This is a genomic window from Streptomyces dengpaensis, assembly GCF_002946835.1.
Classification (GTDB): Bacteria; Actinomycetota; Actinomycetes; order Streptomycetales; family Streptomycetaceae; genus Streptomyces; species Streptomyces dengpaensis.
Genome location: NZ_CP026652.1, coordinates 1,997,519 through 2,016,252 on the forward strand (window position 1 = coordinate 1,997,519; position 18,734 = coordinate 2,016,252).

At 72.5% G+C, this 18,734-nt stretch carries 10 protein-coding genes and 1 pseudogene; 2 read left to right on the plus strand and 9 right to left on the minus strand.

The features are described from left to right. Positions 1-54 precede the first annotated feature (54 nt). Complete coding sequence (locus C4B68_RS09185) at positions 55-1,047, plus strand: lysylphosphatidylglycerol synthase transmembrane domain-containing protein (protein ID WP_099498892.1); 993 nt, start codon at positions 55-57, stop codon at positions 1,045-1,047. Between the two features lie 13 nt (positions 1,048-1,060). Here the strand turns inward: C4B68_RS09185 and C4B68_RS09190 are convergent, their stop codons facing one another. From C4B68_RS09190 to C4B68_RS09220, 7 genes and pseudogenes are all read right to left on the minus strand, one after another. Continuing rightward, positions 1,061-5,524: an FtsK/SpoIIIE domain-containing protein gene (locus C4B68_RS09190; RefSeq protein WP_099498893.1), complete on the minus strand. Its 4,464-nt coding sequence runs from the start codon at positions 5,522-5,524 to the stop codon at positions 1,061-1,063. A gap of 73 nt (positions 5,525-5,597) precedes the next feature. Then, positions 5,598-7,595, minus strand: coding sequence for a metallophosphoesterase family protein (locus tag C4B68_RS09195; protein ID WP_099498894.1), 1,998 nt, complete (start codon positions 7,593-7,595; stop codon positions 5,598-5,600). After that, positions 7,595-12,784: an FtsK/SpoIIIE domain-containing protein gene (locus tag C4B68_RS09200; protein WP_099498895.1), complete on the minus strand. Its 5,190-nt coding sequence runs from the start codon at positions 12,782-12,784 to the stop codon at positions 7,595-7,597. Before C4B68_RS09200 ends, C4B68_RS09195 begins: the two co-directional genes overlap by 1 nt. A gap of 95 nt (positions 12,785-12,879) precedes the next feature. Further along, positions 12,880-13,533 carry an SLATT domain-containing protein gene (locus C4B68_RS09205; protein WP_143674232.1) on the minus strand — a complete coding sequence of 218 codons (654 nt, stop codon included), beginning with the start codon at positions 13,531-13,533 and terminating at the stop codon, positions 12,880-12,882. Between the two features lie 170 nt (positions 13,534-13,703). Beyond that, positions 13,704-13,902: pseudogene (locus C4B68_RS43115) on the minus strand (NF041680 family putative transposase); the annotation flags it as partial. Positions 13,903-13,978: 76 nt separating this feature from the next. Next, the gene (locus tag C4B68_RS09215) at positions 13,979-15,082 is read right to left on the minus strand and encodes a Gfo/Idh/MocA family protein (RefSeq protein ID WP_099498897.1); all 1,104 of its coding nucleotides are present in this window, start codon (positions 15,080-15,082) and stop codon (positions 13,979-13,981) included. Further along, positions 15,079-15,834: a sugar phosphate isomerase/epimerase family protein gene (locus C4B68_RS09220; protein ID WP_099498898.1), complete on the minus strand. Its 756-nt coding sequence runs from the start codon at positions 15,832-15,834 to the stop codon at positions 15,079-15,081. Before C4B68_RS09220 ends, C4B68_RS09215 begins: the two co-directional genes overlap by 4 nt. 388 nt (positions 15,835-16,222) lie before the next feature. On the opposite strand from C4B68_RS09220, the gene C4B68_RS09225 reads away from it, so the two are divergent. Further along, on the plus strand, positions 16,223-16,861 hold the full coding sequence (locus C4B68_RS09225) for a methyltransferase domain-containing protein (protein WP_338059733.1): 639 nt from the start codon (positions 16,223-16,225) through the stop codon (positions 16,859-16,861). A 48-nt stretch (positions 16,862-16,909) separates the two neighbouring features. Here the strand turns inward: C4B68_RS09225 and C4B68_RS09230 are convergent, their stop codons facing one another. Both C4B68_RS09230 and C4B68_RS09235 read right to left on the minus strand, forming a co-directional pair. Then, the gene (locus C4B68_RS09230; protein WP_099498899.1) at positions 16,910-17,542 is read right to left on the minus strand and encodes a biliverdin-producing heme oxygenase; all 633 of its coding nucleotides are present in this window, start codon (positions 17,540-17,542) and stop codon (positions 16,910-16,912) included. After that, positions 17,539-18,702, minus strand: coding sequence for a class 1 isoprenoid biosynthesis enzyme (locus C4B68_RS09235; RefSeq protein ID WP_240634265.1), 1,164 nt, complete (start codon positions 18,700-18,702; stop codon positions 17,539-17,541). Before C4B68_RS09235 ends, C4B68_RS09230 begins: the two co-directional genes overlap by 4 nt. Between the last annotated feature and the right edge of the window lie 32 nt (positions 18,703-18,734).

The following is an 18,734-nucleotide window of genomic DNA, read 5'->3' on the forward strand; positions in this document are numbered from 1 at the left end:
TGGTATCCGTTGCGCGCCGCACCGCGGACGTGACGCGAAAGGACGACGTGCGCCGTGTCGCCGCCGCTCGACGCTCTCCCCAGAGCGCTCCCCGCCCCCGTCCGCTCCCCCTCCGCCGCTCGCCTCACCCGCCTGGTGCTGACGCTGCTCCCGCTCGTGCTGATCGGTGCGTGGGCGGTGGTCGACTGGCGCTCGGCGCTCGACGGCACCGCCCGGCTGGCCGCCGCCGACCCCTGGTGGCTGCTGGCCGGGATCTTCTTCACGTGCATGGGCTGGGTGGCCGCCGCGTGCACCCGGCAGGGGGCCATACCCGAAAGGCTGCCGCCGGGGCCCCTGCTCGCCTCGCAGTTCGCCGCCGGGGCCGCGAACCACGTGCTGCCGGCGAGCATCGGCGCCCACGCCGTCACCCTGCGCTTCCTGCAGGGCCGTGGCGTGTCCCTGGCCCGGGCGACCGCCTCGCTCGCCCTGTACTCGCTCGTCAAGCCGGTGGCGAAGACGGCCGTGCTCATCGTCTTCGTCCTGGCCTTCCCGGACGTGCTGCGGCTCGGTGAACTCGTCCCGGACGACAGGACGTTGCTCCTGGCCGCGGCGGGCGTGGCGCTCGGTCCCGTCGCGGCCGCCCTGATCCTGGCGGTCGTACGTCCGCTGCGCCGCCCCGTTCTCGGCTTCGTACGCACCGCCCTGACCGAGGCGCGGATCCTGCACACCATGCCCAGCCGTGTCCTCGCCCTGTGGGGCGGGGCGGCCGCCACTCCCCTGCTCCAGGGGAGCGTGATCGCTTCGGTCGGGTTCTCGCTCGGGCTGCCGCTGTCCTGGCCGCAGGTGGTCCTCGCACTCCTCCTCGCCAGTACCGCCGTCGGGGCCGTGCCCGCGCCGGGCGGCATCGGCCCGGTGGACGCGGCGCTGGTGTTCACCATGGTCGCGTTCGGCGCCCCGATCGGCCTGGCCACGGCGACCGTCGTCGGCTACCGCGTCCTCACGGTCTGGGTGCCCCTGCTGCCCGGCACGCTGGTGCTCTCGGCACTCGTCCACCGCAAGGTCTTGTGAGTCGGATCATCCGTCATCCCGACGGAATCAGTACGGACAAGAGCCTGCCGTCGCCGAGATGCAGGACCCCTCTGCCGGGCTGCACCGGATAGCCCACCGAACTCCGGCCGATCCGGAGGCCGATGAGGTCTCCCGACGAGGATTCCTGAGGCGACAGGAGCAGCCCGCGCCGGGCCCTCTTCGCGTCGAACTGCCAGCCGGAGTACCCCGAGCAGACGTCCTTCTCGTCGCCGCCGAGGACGAGCGCGAGCCCGGACTCGGCGCCGTGCTGGATCAGGAGTTTGAGAGAGGGTTCGGCGTCGCAGTGAGCAAGCAGCTCCGCGTCGTCGACGATCACCGCGATCGGCCGTTCGGGAGAGACCGAATCCACCGCCCGGTCGAACTCGTCCTCGAGGATGTCGGTGCCGGTGAAGACCGCGAGAACCCCTGCCTGCCCGGCCAGCTCCCGCAACGGTGACGGACGCGGTGCCGCCACGACCAGGCGCACGCCCTGGCTGAGACAGGAACGGGCCACGCTCAGCAGCGCCGTGGAGCGACCCGATTTCGGCGGCCCCGCGATGACGAACGCCGGGACGCCGTCGGCAAGGTCGGGACCGTACCCCCTGATCTCGTCCCCGCCGACGCCGGCCAGTGTCCACAGCCGGGAACGCGAACCCTCCGGGTCACGCAGCTTCCACGCCTCGTCGAACCCGATGCGGCCCGGCAGGGGCTCGACGCGGAACGGGCGCCGCTCGCGGGGAACGGCGGCGTCGCGGGATGCCGCTGCCACGCCGGTCGCGGCGAGCGCCTCGGCCTGTGCCTGCTCCGTCGCGCCTTCGGTCAGCAGCGCGAACTGGGTCTCCGTACTACCGTGACCCGCACGGACGGCCCGGCCCGCGGGCATCGACTCCGGGACGTCGCCCGGCCTGACGCCGAGCAGGGAGTAGTCGGAGCGGTCCGTCAGCCGCAGCGCGTACTTCTCCTCGGTCAGGGAGGCGATCCGGCCGGCGAGCACCTGCCGGTCACCGGTGATGACAAAGTGGATGCCTACGGCCGCACCCTCCCGCATCAGCACGAGCAGCTCGTCGGTCAGCCGGCCATGGTCGTACTCGCCGAGGGTCGACTGCCAGCCCTCCCAGCCGTCCAGGAGGACGACCAGGTACGGCAGCCGCCGCGCCGCTTCGACGCGACCGCGCTGATCGGAGATGTCGAACTCCTCCATGGCCGGCCCCCTGTCCTGGCGGCGCCTGAGTTCGTCCGTCAGGCGGGACAGCAGCCGGGCGGCGCGTTCGGTCTCGCGGCGGCTGACCAGGGCCCCGCAGTGCGGCAGTTCGGCCAGCGTGCTCAGTCCGTTGTGGCCGCAGTCGATGCCGTAGAGGTGCACGTCGGCGCAGGAATGGGCACGGGCCAGCGCCCCGGCGATCGTACGCAGGACCTGTGAGCGGCCGGAACGCGGTGCGCCGCCGATCAGCAGGTGGCCGAAGTGCGCGAAGTCGATACGGACCGGACGGCGGCGCTGCTCCGCGGGCAGGTCCTCGGCTCCGAACGCCACCGGGGGGAGGGCACCGGGGCGTGCTTCGGACTCTTCGGCTTCGGCGGGACCGATCTCGTCGAGCAGCAGGATCTCGGGCAGCGGCGGGAGCCAGGGACTGTGCTGAGGCGGGACGGCGAGCGCCGTGTGTGCGTCGCGGACGGCGTCGACGAGTGCGTCGAGATCGGTGGTGACGGCCGCTCCACGGGCCGGCTCCGTCCTCGGTGCCGCCAAGGCCGCTCGGCCCAGATCCGGCCAGGTCAGAGGGGCGGCCCACGGGGCGCGGTAGCCCGAGCCCGCGGCGCTGAGGCGCAGCCCGCCGACGCGCCCCGACTGGAAGGGGATGAGCGATGCGTGGCCGAACCGGGCGTACCCGCGTCCGGGCAGGGACCTCGGGATCACGGCGGCTTCGGGCGAGTCGACGATGTCGTGGGACTCGCCGCTCTCGGTGACACGCAGCGCGATACGCAGGTTGGTGTTGGCGCGGATCTCCGCGGAGATGACGCCGCTGGGCCGCTGCGTGGCGAGCACCAGGTGAACGCCGAGGGGCCTGCCCCGCTGCGCCACGTTGATCACGCCGGTGATGAAGTCGGGCAGCTCGCGCGCCATCGAGGCGATCTCGTCGATGACGATGACCAGCCGGGGCAGCGGCTCCCACTCGCCGGGGGTGCGCCGCAGCAGGTCGTGGTAGTCGTAGATGTCCTTCGCACCCGCGCTTGCCAGCAAGTGCTCGCGGCGTTTCAGTTCGGCGGCGAACGAGTTCAGGACCCGCTGGACGAGGTACGGGTCGAGGTCGGTCACCGTGCCGACCGTGTGCGGGAGCCGGACACAGCTCCGGAACGCCGCACCGCCCCGATAGTCGATGAGCACGAACGTGAGGTGCTCGGGAGAGTTGGCGACGGCGAGCGAGGCGATGATCGTCTGCAGCAGCTCCGACTTACCGGAACCCGACGTACCGGCAATGAGTGCGTGCGGCCCGTCGCGTCGCAGATCGATGCCGAACGGGCCGTCGTAGGTCTCGCCGATGACGGCGAAGGCCGACGGACCGCCCGACGTCCAGCGATCGGCGACGGCCTGCCCGGTGGGCGGTTCGAGGCGGAGGACGTCGAGGAGGCGGGTCTGGGCGGGCAGGGCCAAGGACACGGTCTCGCCACTGGCGTCCCGCAGGGGAGCCAGCGAGCGGGCCAGGTGCCCGCACCACGCCGCGGAGACGAAGTCGGGCCGTACGTCACGCACCCGGCGCGATTCGGCCCACAGGACGCGCAGGCGCAGTGCCGACCGCGTGTCACGTTCCGGGTGGTCGGCCACGACCTGCGCGGAGGCGCGCCAGGGATCGCGGAAAGGGGAGCCGCCGCGGGGTTCGGCGAGGACGATCGCCTGGCATTCGCCGGGCAGGAACCGCTCCTCCTCGTCCAGACACAGCATGCGGATCCCCGCGGCGGGCCCTTCCCGCAGCAGATACACCATGCCGGGCAGGGAGCTCAGTTGCCGGGAACCGTCGCAGACGATGACGATGTCGGGGGCGAACGCCTCCGCGTTGCCGCCGGTTTCCCGGGCTCTCTTGCGGTCGTTGAGCAACCTGACGAGTTCGCCGATACGGGCCCCGACGGTCTCCGCGTCCGTGCCGATGGCGACGTTGGCGTCGACGCCGCCGAAGGGGCGGGCATGCGGAAGCCACCGGAGCCAGTCCCAGGAGTCGTGCGCGCCCTTCACCGTCAGGACTTGGACAGAGACGTCGAGCGGGCTGTGCAGGGCGGCGATCTGGGCCACCGCCCAGCGCCCCAGCGCCCGGGCCGAGTCGCCAGGACCGGCCAGGCCGATCACGCCGAGCTCCCGCAGCGGCAGGGTGACGGGCGCGTCCTCGATCGTGTCCTTCAGGGCCCACCCCCCGGGAGCGACATCCGTCGGGCCGGTGCCCACGCGCAGCAGCAGATGGTCGTGATCGCCGGGGCGGCGTTCCCACAGTCGGGCGCGGGGGCCGGTGGCCAGGGAGAGGACGGCCGCCGGGGAGGGAGCCGCGCGGCGGAGGTGGTGGATTTCGACACCGAGGCCATCCTGGGCTGCCTCCGCCACGGCCCTGTTCTGCGCCCTGAACCGGTTGCCGGCACGGCGCTCGATCACCACGAACACCGGGCTCAGCAGCCCCAGTAGCCAGTACCACCGGCCGAAGACCGTCGAGCAGACCACGGCGGCCAGGAGCGCCATCACCGCCGGCGCATAGAGGGCCCGTGGCCGCTCCGACGACCAGGAACCGCGCACGGGCTCAGGGACCGAGGGGCGACGCCGGTGTTCGGAGGGGAACAGCCGCGCGGGGCGCTCGAACGCGAAGCCCGTGCCGTCCTCCGAGGGCCGCAGGTCGGCATCGGGCGGCCTGTAGGCGACCAGCTCCAGCAGGGAACCCCCGACGGCGAGCTGCGAGTCGAGGGGCCACTCGACCGGTGCCGACCCGTCGCGGCCGAAGGCGCTGTCGGCACGCTCCCGCAGCTGCACCCCGTCCAGCGTGATCCGCTCGTCGGCGTCGTGCCCCCGCACCGTGCACCTGCCGTCCGGGCCGACGGTGAGGGTCAGGGCCCGCTCGGCCAGTTCGGGGTCGTCGACGCGGACGTGCGCGGCCGCTCCCCGGCCGATGTCCGTGCGGCCGAGCCCGAGCCGGTGCACGGCCCCGGCGTCCGGGCCGCCGGCGACGCGCAGTTCGACGATGCCCGTCACCTCACGGGGCGGGCAGCCGGCGGGGGTGTGCAGGCTGACGACGCTCCCTTCCTTCAGAGGGGACCGGGCGAGGGAGGTGGCCGGGTCGAGGACGCGTCCGTCGACGTACACGGACGGCGCGCTGCCGGTGCCCTCCCCGCCGAGCTGATGTTCCAGCACGCGGGCGACCTCACCCACCAGTGACTCGGGGTCGGCGTCGAGGACGACGTCTGCCGAGTTCCCGTCGCGGGGGTCGACGACCGTGAGGGTGAGACGCACGGCAGGCACTCCTCTGTCAGCTCTGCGGAGATCTGTCAGTTCTACGGGGATCCGTCAGCTCTGCGAGGATCCGTCAGCTCTGCGGGGAGCGGTCGGCGCCCAGTTCGTCGAACGCGCACTCGTCGGCCGCTCCCGGGCGGAAGGCGATGGCGAGGTCCGATTTCCACTGGCCGTTGCGCCATCGGACGGTGCGCACCGCCAGGGAGTGTCCGTCGCCCTCCCGGGCGACGTAGACCTCGTTGTAGCCGTTCTCCTCGTTGGAGTGGATGCTGGCCAGCGCCGGGGCCCCCGCGATGCGGGTCGTCCAGGGCCGGTCCTGGTCCCGGTCGATCAGCCGTTCCGAGGCGAGGAAGCCGAGGTGCGTGTGCCCGTGCAGCACCAGTGCCGTGTGCGCCTCGGCCAGGGCCAGCTTGGCATGGCCGGCGTTCACGACACCGGCGTACGGCGCCACTTCCACGGCCGGCACCGGGGACAGGGGGTGATGGACGACGGCCAGGTTCACGCAGCCCGTCTCCTTCTTGAGCCGCTTGAGCACGGGGTGGGCCACGACACCGGGGTCGTAGCGTTCGAGCTTGCCCATGAGATCGCTGATGCGGGTGCCGTCCGCCGACCGGGCCAGTTCCGCGAGGAGTTCGCGTACGCGGTCGCGGTCGTCGTTGCGGACCGGCTCGCCGCCGGACTCGGCGGAGCCCAGGAGAGCGACCCTGAGGCAGGCGTCCGCGTACCGCACGTAGAGGCGGCGGGCGTCGTGGTCCTCTTTGTCGAGCTCCGGGTGCGGATACGCGTGGAAGGTCTCCGCGAACCACGCGTGCCGGGCCCCGGGCCGCTCGTCGAGGCAGCGGTCCCAGGACACGTCGTGGTTGCCGCCGACGAGCAGGATGCGCGGGTCGTCCGCGCGCAGATCGGGGTGGTCGGCCAGCAGCCCCGCCAGCCGGTCGAGCCAGTCGAGGGCATCCTGCCCGTTGTTGTCCACCGGGCGGTCGACGAGGTCGCCGGAGGCGATCACCAGGTGCGGGGCCCGGCCCTGCCCGGCCAGGTGCTGGACGTGCTCCAGGTAGCTGGTCAGCGGGGTGCCGTCGCCGGTGAGCCGGGCGAGGGCGGTGCCCACCTGAGTCCGGTCCTTCTGGTCGACGTTGGACCGGTGCTCGCCGCCGAAGTGCAGATCGGACACGTGGTGGACGCGCAGCACCTCGGGCAGGTGGTGGGCCAGCACGGGGTCCTCGGCCACCGGCGGCAGCACCTTCATCGTCTGCGCGTCGCGGGCGTCGGAGACGAAGGACAGCCCGGCACCGCGCCAGCGTTCGCGCCGCAGGGCGGCCCGGTGCCTGGTGGACAGGCCGTTGTGGAACACCTGGTTGATGTAGAGGTGCGGGAACCCGGCCTCTTCGCCGGCGCGGCGGGAGAGCGCGGCCGGGTCCGTACGCAGGCCTGGTTCGGCCTCGGCCGTCTGGAGGGCGAGTTCCAGCAGGAAGGGGGTGAGCAGCCAGCCGGGTTGCTCGGCCCGCAGCCGGGCCACGACGTCGGGCGCCCACGCGGGGGTCCGGTCCGCCATGCACGCGGCCTCTTCGTCCGTCAGCGGCGGCGGGGGCAGGATGTCCTTGAGGGCGTCGGCTCCCAGGTGCGGGGCGAGCAGCTCGTGTTCGGCAGGCGTGGCGAAGACGACGGGTACGACGCCTTCCTCGCGCAGCCGTTTGAGCCCCTCGGCCAGTGTGGCGGGGTCCTTGGCCTGTCCGCTCGACGGGCCGATGGCCGGCTCGTCGACGAGGACCATGTCCACGTCGCCGAGCTGTGGGCGCCCGGCCTTGCCGCTGGTCAGACAGGTCAGCCCCGACTTGCGTACGTCGGTCTCCCTGCGCACGTCGACGAGCCGGGTGCGCCCTTCGGGACGGGCGCGCCGCACGGCGCCGGCGAGCCAGCTCTTGCCGGACCGCCGGGGCATGACCACCAGCCAGCACGCGTCGTTGGGCGCATACCCGTCCACCAGCGGGCGCGCCCACGCCGGAACGTGCGGGCCGCGGAACCTGACGTCGAGGTTCGGGTCGTACGACCGGCTCGGCCGGTACTGGCTCATCAGCGCTGCTCCTCATCGTGCAGTTCCTGGTACGCGTAGTGGATCCAGTCGAAGAAGGGCCGGTCGGGCAGCCACTTGTTCTGGGGGAGCAGCAGTCCGACATCGCGCAGTTGCGTCCCCTGCGCCGCGTTGGGGTTCTTGGGCAGGCCTCCGCGTGCCTCGAGCAGGGCCTCACGCGCCGCGACGCCGATCTCGCTCCAGCGGGAGCGGAAGACATCGGCCTTGTTCACGAGGAGTTCCCGCTCGATGAGCGACCGGAGTTCGCGGGCGTCGTCGAGGGCCAGCGTGCTGCCGGCGCGTGCCGCGCGCACGAGGGCGTCGCCCACCACCTGCAGATAGAAGGGCCAGGGCCCCACGTTCTTGAGGATGCGGTCGGCGGTGACGGACGGGATCACCAAGCCCTCGTTCTCCGCGGTGCCCGTCAGGAACTCGCGGGCGTCCGGCTCGGCCAGCGGGCCGAGAGTGAAGTGGTTGACGTCGTTGCCGAAACTGGAGCCGGGTACCGCCAGGGCGTGACGCCGGGTGTCGTTCCAGTCCTTGTAGGTGCCGCAGTAGACGAGCCACGCGCCCGCCTGGCCGAGGTCGCGCAGCCAGGACACGGCCGCCGGGTCGTAGCCGGTGAGCCGCCCGACCTCGTCGAGCAGGAGGACCAGCCGGGACGCACCGCTGCCCGCCGCGGCCCGGTCCATCAACTCGTCGGCGGCCCGGGCGGATTCGGCCAGCGCGGGCATGAGCCGGACGGCGAGTTCGTCCTGCGATCCGGCCCTGTCCCGATTGGACAGCGTCACCACCTTCTGGACGTTGCCCAGGCCGTCGGACCGCATGCGTTCCTGGAGCTCCTTGATGATCCACGACTTGCCGGCCCGGCGCGGCCCCAGCAGCGCGGCGGGCGTGCCGTCCCGGTAGTTGCGGTTCAGCCAGGCGAACACATCCTCCCGGCCCACCGGTCTGCCGGCCGGCCCGAGCGAGAACCGGTCCGCTGCCAGCGCGCTGCTCCCGATGCGGAACGGCTTGCGCTCCAGTGACACGCCGGCGTAGCGGTGCCGGGTCTCTGTCACCGTCTCCTGGATCCGGTCGGGCAGCGCGATCTGCACCTCCGCACCGGTCCCCGCGTACAGGGCCCGGCCGGGACCGAACACGGGCGGCAGCAGGTGTCCGCCGAGCCCGGCCCGCTCGTAGCCCGTGCGGTCGGCCTGCCGGAGCACCAGGGTGGTTGCGTCGGCCAGGCCGTGGCGGAGGGCCAGTACCTCCTGGCCTCCGGCGATGACGGGACAGATGCCGGTCCGGGTGTCCTGGAGCAGGTCGAGCAGGTCCCTGACACAACCGTCGTTGGAGGTCCGGCGCGCCCAGTCCACGAACTCCTCCCAGCCGTCCAGCAGCAGAACCAGGTACGGCGGCTTCTCCCCACCGCGGCGCTCCTGCCGGTGGCCGTGCAGGCTCCTGATGCCCGTCTGGGTGAAGAGCTCCTGGCGGCTGCGGACGGTGGTGACCAGCTTGTCGATGAGCCGCCGCATCCGCTCCGTCTCGTCCGAGGTCACCACGGCTCCGCAGTGCACCAGGTCGGTCAGGGCACCGAGGGCTCCGGAGCCGCAGTCGATGGCGTAGAGGTGGACGTCCGCCACGTTGTACTGCTCGGCGACGGCGACGGCGAGGGTGAGCAGCAGCTGGGTCCGCCCGCTGACCGCGTCGCCGGACACGAGCAGGGGTCCGTCCTGGTCGAGGTCCCAGGCGGCCTCTTGGAACCCCTGGGCGCCGGGCGCGTCGCGCAGTCCGAAGACGACCGGTGTGCGCGCCCCGGGCCGGGGCCGGACGGGCCACAGGGCGTCCGGCCCGACGGCGGTCTCCTTCAGCCGGACCGACAGCGGCAGTTGAGGCGGCCACGGGACGTGCGGTGCGGGCAGGTCGTCCAGGGCGGCCGCGGCCTGTCCGATGGCGCGGACGAGGTCGGCCAGCTCACCACCGAAGTCCGCGTTGAATTGTCCGATGATGCGAACGAGGTCGGCCAACTCGTCGCCGCCGGCGGCCAGGGCCGCGGCCCCGGGAGTTCTGGCCGGAGGCTGCTGCGGGGCACCCGTCCAGTCCGTCGGCAGGACCCGTACGGCGTCGCGCGGAGCGGACGGTTCCTGCTGCCGCTCGCCCAGGCGTGCGCGGCGTACGAGTTCCAGGGCACCGGAGGCGCGGCGCACATAGGCGAGTCCGTGGCGTCCCGGGTCCAGCAGGACGGCGGCCGGGGTGCCGATCAGCAGCTCGCTGTCGGCGGGATCCGCGAGCCGCAGGACGAGTCTCAGGGGCGCGAACTCGAGTACGTCCCGGGTCACCACGTCGGACGGGCGGCGGGTCGCGAGGACCATGTGGACGCCCACTTCCGGGCCCCGCCGGGTGGCGTCGATCAGCCCGGACACGAACTCCGGTACTTCCTCCTGGAGTTGGGCGAGATCGGAGACGACGAGTACCAGACGGGGCAGGGCGGGCAGCTCTGCGGCGTCGGACGCGCGGATCACCGTGTACTGCTCGAAGTCGCGGGCCCCGGCCTCCTTCACCAGCTTCTGACGGCGCCTCAGTTCTGCGGAAAGAGCGGTCAGTCCGCGTGCCGCCGCGTAGGAGTCGAGTGCGGTGTGCACGCCCACCGTGTGCGGCAGCCGGGCCGCCTGGGCGAACGCCTCACCTCCGTCGTGGTGGACGAACAGCAGATTCAGCTCGTCGGGGCGGTTCGCCACGGCCAGTGACGTCAGCCAGGCGCACAGCAGGTCCTCCATCCCGGAGCCGGCCATCCCGGCCACCAGGGCGTGCGGGCCGTCGCCGCGCAGGTCGAGGACGAAGGGCCGGCCGGCCGAACCGCCCAGCACCGCCGCCGGGGAGCGCGGGGTGCCCTGCCACCGGTCGGCGATCCGCTCGGCGGTCGGGAGATCCAGGTCGAGGAGATCCAGGAGGCGTTCGGTCCGGGGGCCGGTCGTCCCGGCGGAGTCGTCGCACAGCGGAGCGAGCAGCCGTGCCAGGCCGTCGAGTTGGGCCGGCACCATTTGGTCGGGGACCCACTTCTGCCTCATGCCGTTGTGCTCCTGCGCGAGGCCGATGACCCACCCCCCTGCGTCGCCCGGCGTCAGGCGGGTCCCGTACAGGTCGAGCGGGTGCCGTTTGTCCTCGGCGAGGCAGATCACGTACACCCCGACGTCCGGCCCGGAGCGGAGCACCTCCTCGGCCCACGGGGCCGCGCGCAGCGCCGACAGGTCGTCGACGACCATGACCAGCGTGGTGTCACCCCAGGGGGACTCCGGTCCCCGCTCGCCCCGCAGCCGTTCGAGGATGATCAGCGCAGCCTCGTCGAGGAGTCTCCCGTGCGCTGCGGGCTCACGGCTGATCCGCACCGGCTGGCCCCCTCGGGACATCAGCCCGTCGGGCGGCAGCCATCGGGCGAATCTCCAGAACTTCTCCCCCGATTCGTCGGTGAGCACCCGTACCGCGACGTCGGAGGGCGGGTGCAGCAGCACCGTCTGGGCAACGAGCCAGCCCGCCAGCCTGCGGGCGACGTCGCGATGGGCCGCGATGCCCAGACTGCCGCTGTGCCGCAGGGAGAGGGTCACCGGGCCGCCCGTGCTCCGGCCGACGCGCAGGACGAGGTGGTCCGGGTGGTCCGGGCCGCGCTCCCACAGCCGGGTCAGCGACCCGAAGATCTCACCCGGGAGTTCGAAGGAGTCGGCGAAGCGCGGCCTCGTCTCGCCCGGCCGGCCGGGTGTCCGGCCGCGTACCAAGGCGGCGTAGGCCCGCTGCAGTGAACGGCTCAGGGGCGGTGCGGACTTCCGGTCCTTGCCGTCCGCCGCCGCCTGGCTCCCCGCAGCGGCGCCCACTTCCGTCGCCGCCTGCCGGTCGAACGCCAGCGTTCCTCCCCCGGCCGGAGACACGTACAGATCGCGAAACCGCGCGAAACCCTCCGACGTCAGCCGCAGCCCGCTGTCTCCGGCCGGGACCGCCCCCTCGGACTGCGCACCGAGGAAGATCCTGCAGCCGTCGTACAGGGGTGTCCGCGCCAGCGTCGCGTCCGGCGCCAACCGCTCCCCCTCACTTGTGAACAGGTCGGGGGTCGTCTGACGCGGGCCGAGACGGGCGAGCTGGGCCGCGACGGCCCCGACGGGCGTCGACTCGTCGGCTTGAAGGACGACGTCCTGCTCCGCCCCGCCCGGCATCACGACGGTGAACGTCCAGTCGGCGCCCGAGACCGCCGTACGCCCCGGGCCCGGGGTGAGCGGAACGGACGACCATGAGGGGGGCCGCGCCACCCGGGGCGCCGGCAGTATGCGGGTACGGGCGGGCGGTGCCGACTCCGGCGCCGCGTCAACTCCCAGCAGCGGAGCGCGGATCCTGCCGTCCTCGGCGATCTCGATCTCGTAGCCCGCGCCGGGCAGGTCACCGTGGGCCGTGCCGACGAGGACACGCGGCCCCATCCTTCCGCCCCGGGCGGCGAGTCGGGCGAGGTGCCGGGCCTCGGCGGGTGACGGCTCGGTGCCGACGAGGATGACCTGGCTCGCGGTCGCGGGATGTGCGGGGCGGTACCCCCAACCGGTGAGCACCGCGTCGGACGCCGGACCGGCCGCCATCGACTCGAGCAGGGCGGGGATGCCGGGCAGTACGTCCACCCGGTCCGGTAACAAGGACGCGAGGTCGTGCGCCACTCCGACACCGGTGATCCGGACCTGGCCCGACCACTGCGTCGTGGCCAGTTCGGCGGCGATCGCCTCGAGGAGAGCACCCCTGAGCGCCACCGGACCGGTCACGGCGCCCAGACCCGTCCCGGCGTCGAGGTTGAGCAGCAGCCTCAGGCCATCGCCCCTGCCCACCGTCACGACGTGGGGGTAGGGGAGAGCATCGGCCGCCGCGTCCCGGTCTTCGCACGCCCTCGCGCTCTCCCGGCTGAGGTACCACCGGCGCGCGTCGCGGCTCGCCCGCCACTGGTCGGGCAGCAGACGGCCGGCCGAGGCGTCGGCCACCTCCGCGACGATCTCGTCGCCCCAGAGCCAGACGGCGCTGAGCCTCGGCAGCAGGAACGCCGGCTCGGCGAGCGAGCGCAGGGCCCGCTCCACCAGCCGCGCGCCCACCGGGTCGGAGCGCACCAGCAGGCCGTCGACCGGGCTCGCACCCGGCTGCGGGCCGTAGGCGTGTCGCGTCCGGGTTGCTGAGCGGGTGGAGCGTGACATGGCACATCCTCGGGAGCCGGCGGATCCGCGACGCGGATTCGGCTGGGGGACGGGACGCGGATTCGGCTGGGGGACGGGGCGACGGGACCGGGCGGTCAGCGCTCCGCTGCCGCACCGGCTTCCCGCGGCGCCGGCAGCGCCACGGCCTGTTCCTGGAACTGCTGGAGCCCTGCCCGGAACTCCGCGGTCCAGTCCGCGGTCTCGGATTCGAGGTGGGCCCGGATCCTGCCGACCAGCCCACCGATCAGGTTCATCCTGCGCTCGATCACCGCCTGCTCCGGCTCGCCCGTGACATCCCGCAGCAGCTCCGCCGACCAGGCCAGCCGGAACGCGTTCACCTCGCCGCGCAGCGCCTGCGCCGCGGTTATGTCACGCATCCAGGCCGTGGAGAGGCCGAAGAAGTAGTCGAAACCCTTGCAGCCCGCGGCCGCGGCCAGGAAGACATAGCCCCAGCTCTGAATGTCCGCATCCGAGGCGGCGCCGACCAGCGGGATCAGAGTGCCGGTCGTCGCGAGTATGATCATCAGGCCGCGGATGACCCGGGATCCAAGACGCTTGAGCCGCTTGTCCTCGAGGTACCACTCGATGGCGTCCTCGGCTTCCTGCTCGGCCCAGGCACGCAGCGACTGAACCGACTCCAGCCTCTCGAGCGGCGTACTGGTGGCAAGCACCGGAAAGGCCCTGGTCCGCAAATCCCTCCTGCGAACCCTTCCACCACCCGGCTCGACAGCCCCTGTGCTCCCCGTCAACTCACCCTCCCCAGCAGGGTCTTTGAGTACGAGGGTAGCCGAAACGGCTTCACCGGGACGGGTGCCTGCCCGCAGCGGGTGGACGCCCCGCTTGCCCCGGGCGGACTCGGAACCCGACGCGGCCTTCGCCAGGCGTCAGCCGCAGATGAAATGCTGTTGATGCACTACCTGTGCTCCAGGTCGAACCTGCGCAGGAACGCCTGCCAGCGCAGGTCGACGTCCTCGCCAGTCAGGCCGGTGGCCGACGTCCACAGCCAGACGGGGAGTGAATCGTGGCCGCCAGGGCAGGCGGTCGACCTCCAGGCGGATCAACGTGCCTTCGATGACGGGGAGTTCGCCAGTGTGGTCGATCCACGCGGAGCGGGTTGCCGCTGCCGCTGGGCCGGCCGACGATGTCGCCGAGGTCACCGCTGACGTGACGGCGACGAGGGACGTACGGGCGCCGTCAGGTCAGCGTGGCGGCGGCCGGGTCCCAAGAGGCGGGCATCGGCAGAGGCTTGGCGCACCGGGAGGCGACGGCCGTGAAGGCGGTGCGCTCGCCGGAGTCGGTGACGGCCGTCATCAGCTCCAGTACGTGCTGGGCGAGTTCGCCCGACGCCCGGTGCGGCCCGTCGGCGCGGATCGCCCGGGCCATGTCGAGGACGCCCATGCCGCGCCCCGACTGCGGCCCATCGACGGGCAGTTCGCGCCATTCCGTCTCGCCGGGTGCCCTGACGCGCAGCCGACCGCCGAAGGTGTTGGGGTCGGGCACCGCCAGGGTGCCCTCGGTGCCGGTGATCTCGAAGAGGATGCGGCCCAGGGCCGAGTCGAAGCTGAAGGTCGACGACGCGCTGGGCCCGTCCTCGAAGTCGATCAGGGCGGTGACGTGGGTGGGCACGTCCACCGGGAAGGCCGTGCCCGCCTTGGGGCCGGAGCCGATGACGCGTTCCCGGCGTCCCGTCCGGGACAGGGCGGCCACGCGGGTGGCGGGGCCGAGGAGGGCGACGAGCGTGGTGAGGTAGTACGGCCCGAGGTCGAACAGCGGTCCCGCGCCCGGCTGGTAGAAGAACTCCGGGTTGGGGTGCCAGAGCTCGGGGCCGCGGTTCATGACCGCGGTCATGGCCGAGACGGGGGCGCCGATGGCACCGGCGGCGAGGGCCCGCGCGGCGGACTGGATGCCCGCGCCCAGGAACGTGTCGGGCGCGCACCCCACCCGCAGCCCGAGGTCGGAGGCCTGGGCCAGCAGCTTCTCGCCCTCGTCGCGGTCCAGGGCGAGCGGCTTCTCACCGTAGACGTGCTTGCCCGCCTTGAGCGCGGCGCTCGCGACGTCGTAGTGGGCTGCGGGGACGGTGAGGTTGACGACGATCTCGGCTTCGGGGAGGGCCAGGACCGTGTCGAGGTCTCCGGCGACCGGGACGTCGTACGCGGCGGCCTGTGCGCGGGCCCGTTCGACATCGATGTCGGCGATGCCGAGCACCTTCACGTCCGGGAAGGTGGAGAGGTTCGTGAGGTACTGGTCGCTGATGACTCCCGCGCCGACGATCGCGACGCCCAGGGGTCCGAGGCTCATTCCGTCTCCAGCGGGTCGAGGGACGTGAGGTAGGCGTGGCTTTCGGCGAGCGCCGTCATCATGTCGCCGGCACAGGAGTCGAGTTCGACGACGGGCTGGGCGTGTGGGGCGGCGGCGAGGATCCGCGGCACGGGCATCCGGCCCTGGCCGACGGCGGTGTGCGGCTCGCCCTTGAGGACCGGCCCGTCCTTGATGTGCAGGGCGTGGACGCGCTCGCCGAGCCGCCGCAGCACGCTGACGACGTCGGCGCCGCCCACCGCGGCCCAGTAGGTGTCGATCTCCAGGAAGACCTCGGGGGCGAGCTGCTCGGCGAGGACTTCGAGGGCGTGCCGTCCTTCGATCCGGGGCTCGAGCTCCCACCAGTGGTTGTGGTATCCGATCCGCAGGCCGTGCGGTGCGGCCTGTTCGGCGAGGCGGTTGAGGGTGCCGGCCGCGCGGGCCAGGCCTTCGCGCGTGGTGAAGTCCTCGTGCGGGATTCCGGCGGGGACGATGAGGTGGTCGGTGCCGAGGATCCTGGCCGCGGCGAAGATCTCCGGGACGGCTCGGGGGTCGAGGAGGGCGCCGCAGTGGGCGCCGGATATCGTCAGGCCGAGGTCGTCGGCGAGGGCGCGGAATCCTTCGGGGTCGTCCTGTGGCCGGTACGGTTCGACGGCGCCGTATCCGATCCCGGCGAGGCGTCGCAGCGTGCGGTCCCGGTCGTCGGCCAACTCTTCTCGCAGCGTGTAGAGCTGCACGGACAGCGGGAGGGGCACGGGGTGGTCTCCTCTGTCTTCGGCTGAAGAGGACGATAAGAGCGCTTACATGACGTTGACAACAGCCGGGATCCGGCCATGACCGAGGCGGGGTGGATAGTTGGGTACCGGGCCTCGGCGCCGGGCCGCGTGGTGCGGCGCCGCTGCGCTCATGCCGTCCGCACCGTGAACGCCGCGCGGCGTACGCGCAGCACCGTACGCCCGCCCCGGCGACCAGCCCCCGCATCACGCATCACGCATCCCGCATCCCGCATCCCGCGCATGCGACATGGGCATCCTGTCCTTCGTGGCGACCTATGACAGCATCGGCGGGACTTACAGCTCCACCCGACGACCGGATCCCCGGATCGCTGCCCGGATCCACAAGGCACTGGGCGATGCTGCAACGGTGATCAATGTAGGCGCCGGCGCCGGTTCATACGAGCCGCCGCAAACCGTGCTGGCAGTCGAACCCAGCTCGGTGATGATCGCCCAGCGTCCGGCGGGCTCTGCGCGGGCCATGCAGGCCTCCGCGGAGTCGATCCCACTCGCTGACGACTCGGCCGACGCGGCGATGGCCCTCCTGACCGTGCACCACTGGACGGACCTGGAAGCCGGCATCGGAGAACTACTCCGGATCGCCCGCCGACGCGTCGTGATCCTCACCTGGGACCAGGTCGCCTTCCGCAGGTTCTGGCTGGTGCACGACTACCTGCCCGAGGCGGCAACGTTCGACGACACCCGGGCCATCGCCATCGACCGGCTGGCCGCGCTCCTGGGAGGCGCCCGCATCGAGACGGTACCGATCCCGCATGACTGCACGGACGGTTTCGGCGCCGCTTTCTGGCGTCGGCCCGACGCCTACCTCGATCCGCAAGTACGGGCCGGTATTTCGATGCTCGCCCAGACCGGCGAGGAGGTCCTCCGCCCGGGCCTGGCGCGGCTGTCCGACGACCTGTCCTCCGGCCTCTGGTACGAACGCCACGCCGACCTGCTCGCCCGCGGCACACTCGATGCCGGCTACCGGCTCCTCGTAGCCGACCTGTAGGTATGTGACCTCGAGAAAGGTGCACAGCTCAGGGTGGGAAAAAGAAGTTCACGGGTTCGGAGCCGGCAGGCCCACGGACAGGGCCTCGGTAATCGCCGCGATGTGGTGGTAGGCCCGTTGGGCGGCGGTGATGACGCGGTCTTGCGCCTCGGGTTCGGTGAGGGCCTGGTTCATGCGGGCCGTGAAGCGCGCCCAGCGGTCGCGGTCGCCGCTGCCGTAGTAGGCCACTCCGTCCGCGGTGCGCAGCCGGTAGGCCGTGGTGACGTACGGGCGCAGTACCAGGGCGCCGAGCGTGGAGCCTTCCAGTACGTACAGGAAGCCGAGCAGGTCCTGGGGGGCGGATGCGGCGGTGCGGCGTATCTCCTGCGCGAACGCCGCCGTCTCGTCGGCCGCCCAGGGCTTCGGAGCGATGCCCGACTCGGCGAAATACCGCAGGTCGCGCTCGAGGAAGGGAAGTTTGGCCAGGTCCGCCGACCAGACCCGGGCGACGGACGGGCTTGCGGCGCACGACAGTTCGCCTTCGAGCGCCTCCAGGACCACGCGGTAGGCGGTGAGCTGCCCGACGTACCGGTCGAGCGGGAGGGTCCCGTCGGCCATCGCGGTGGCGAACCGGGTGGCTTCCAAGGCATCGTGCCAGCCCCGGGTGCCGGCCCGCAGCCGCTCGGCCACCACAGCCGTCACGCGCCGCTCCGCTGCCGGACCGTCTCGTGGAGACGGTCGATGAGGTGCCCCTTGCGCTCGATCGTCACGTCGAAGTACGCCGCGCTGCGCTCGGAGCGGCACACGCGGTGCACAGCGTCCTTGGCCGCCCGCTTCAGTTCGACCGCCTCGGCGGCGAGCGCCAGGAGCGTCTGCTCCAGCCGTGGATGGCCGAGGACGAACGACTTCAGCCTCTCGCCGGCCAGTTCGCCGGAAGCGCACAGCGCGGGCGGCGCGGAGTCGAGGAGTTCCAGGAAGACGCGGTTGCTCAATCCGTCGAAGTCCTCGTGGGTGTTGGCCCCGCCGAGCTCGGGCACGATGTCGGTCAGGTCGTTGAACAGCTGGCTCGCCAGCCCGAGCCGGCGCATGGCGTCGTCCAGCGTGCGCCGCTCATCCGCGGCGACACGCAGAGCTGCCACCGCCGCGTCGAGCGGCATCCCGAACAGCGTCCCGGTCTTGAGCGCGGCCATCGACTCCCAGAAGTCCACCCGCGCCTCATGGGGCGCGGCCACCAGCTCGGCGCGGGTGCGCGCCGACCGCGCGGCCAGGTCGACGGCCTGGCCGGTGAAGCCGTCTGCGATCGACCGCACGAGGCCGTCCACAACGTCCGGATCGGCCGCGTGTCGCAGCGCGGCCGTGATCAACCAGGAACCGGTGTTGAGGGCCAGCGGTACGCCATGGGTGACGTGGAGCGCGGCCTCGCCGTAGCGGACGTCGCTGCCGTCCTGGATGTCGTCGAGTGCGACTGCGGCCTTCAACAGAATCCGCACCGCCACCGCCGCGCGGCGGATCGTCGCAAGATCCGCCGAGGACGCCTGGTCCCCGACCTCGTCGGGAAAGCCACGGTAGTTGCGGTACGCCCAGTACACCATCGACGGACGCAGCGGCGCCCCGTTGCCGCCGGGCGCCCCGGCAGCGGGCGGCAAGGCCTCCTGCCCCACCTTGGATCCGACCGCATCGGCGACCGGCTCGTACAACGAACGCCGCAACGCCGCGTCGTACACCGACGCCGCCGCCCCAGGGCCTCCGTGCGCCGGTGCGGCGGTCAACGAGCCGAGGAACTCCGCCAGATCGGCCTCCAGCAGCGCCGCGTCGGCTCGCACCACCGCCTCGACCCCGGTCACACCCACCGTGGCAGTCACCCCTACTTCCGACCATCGCCGCTCATCGGTGC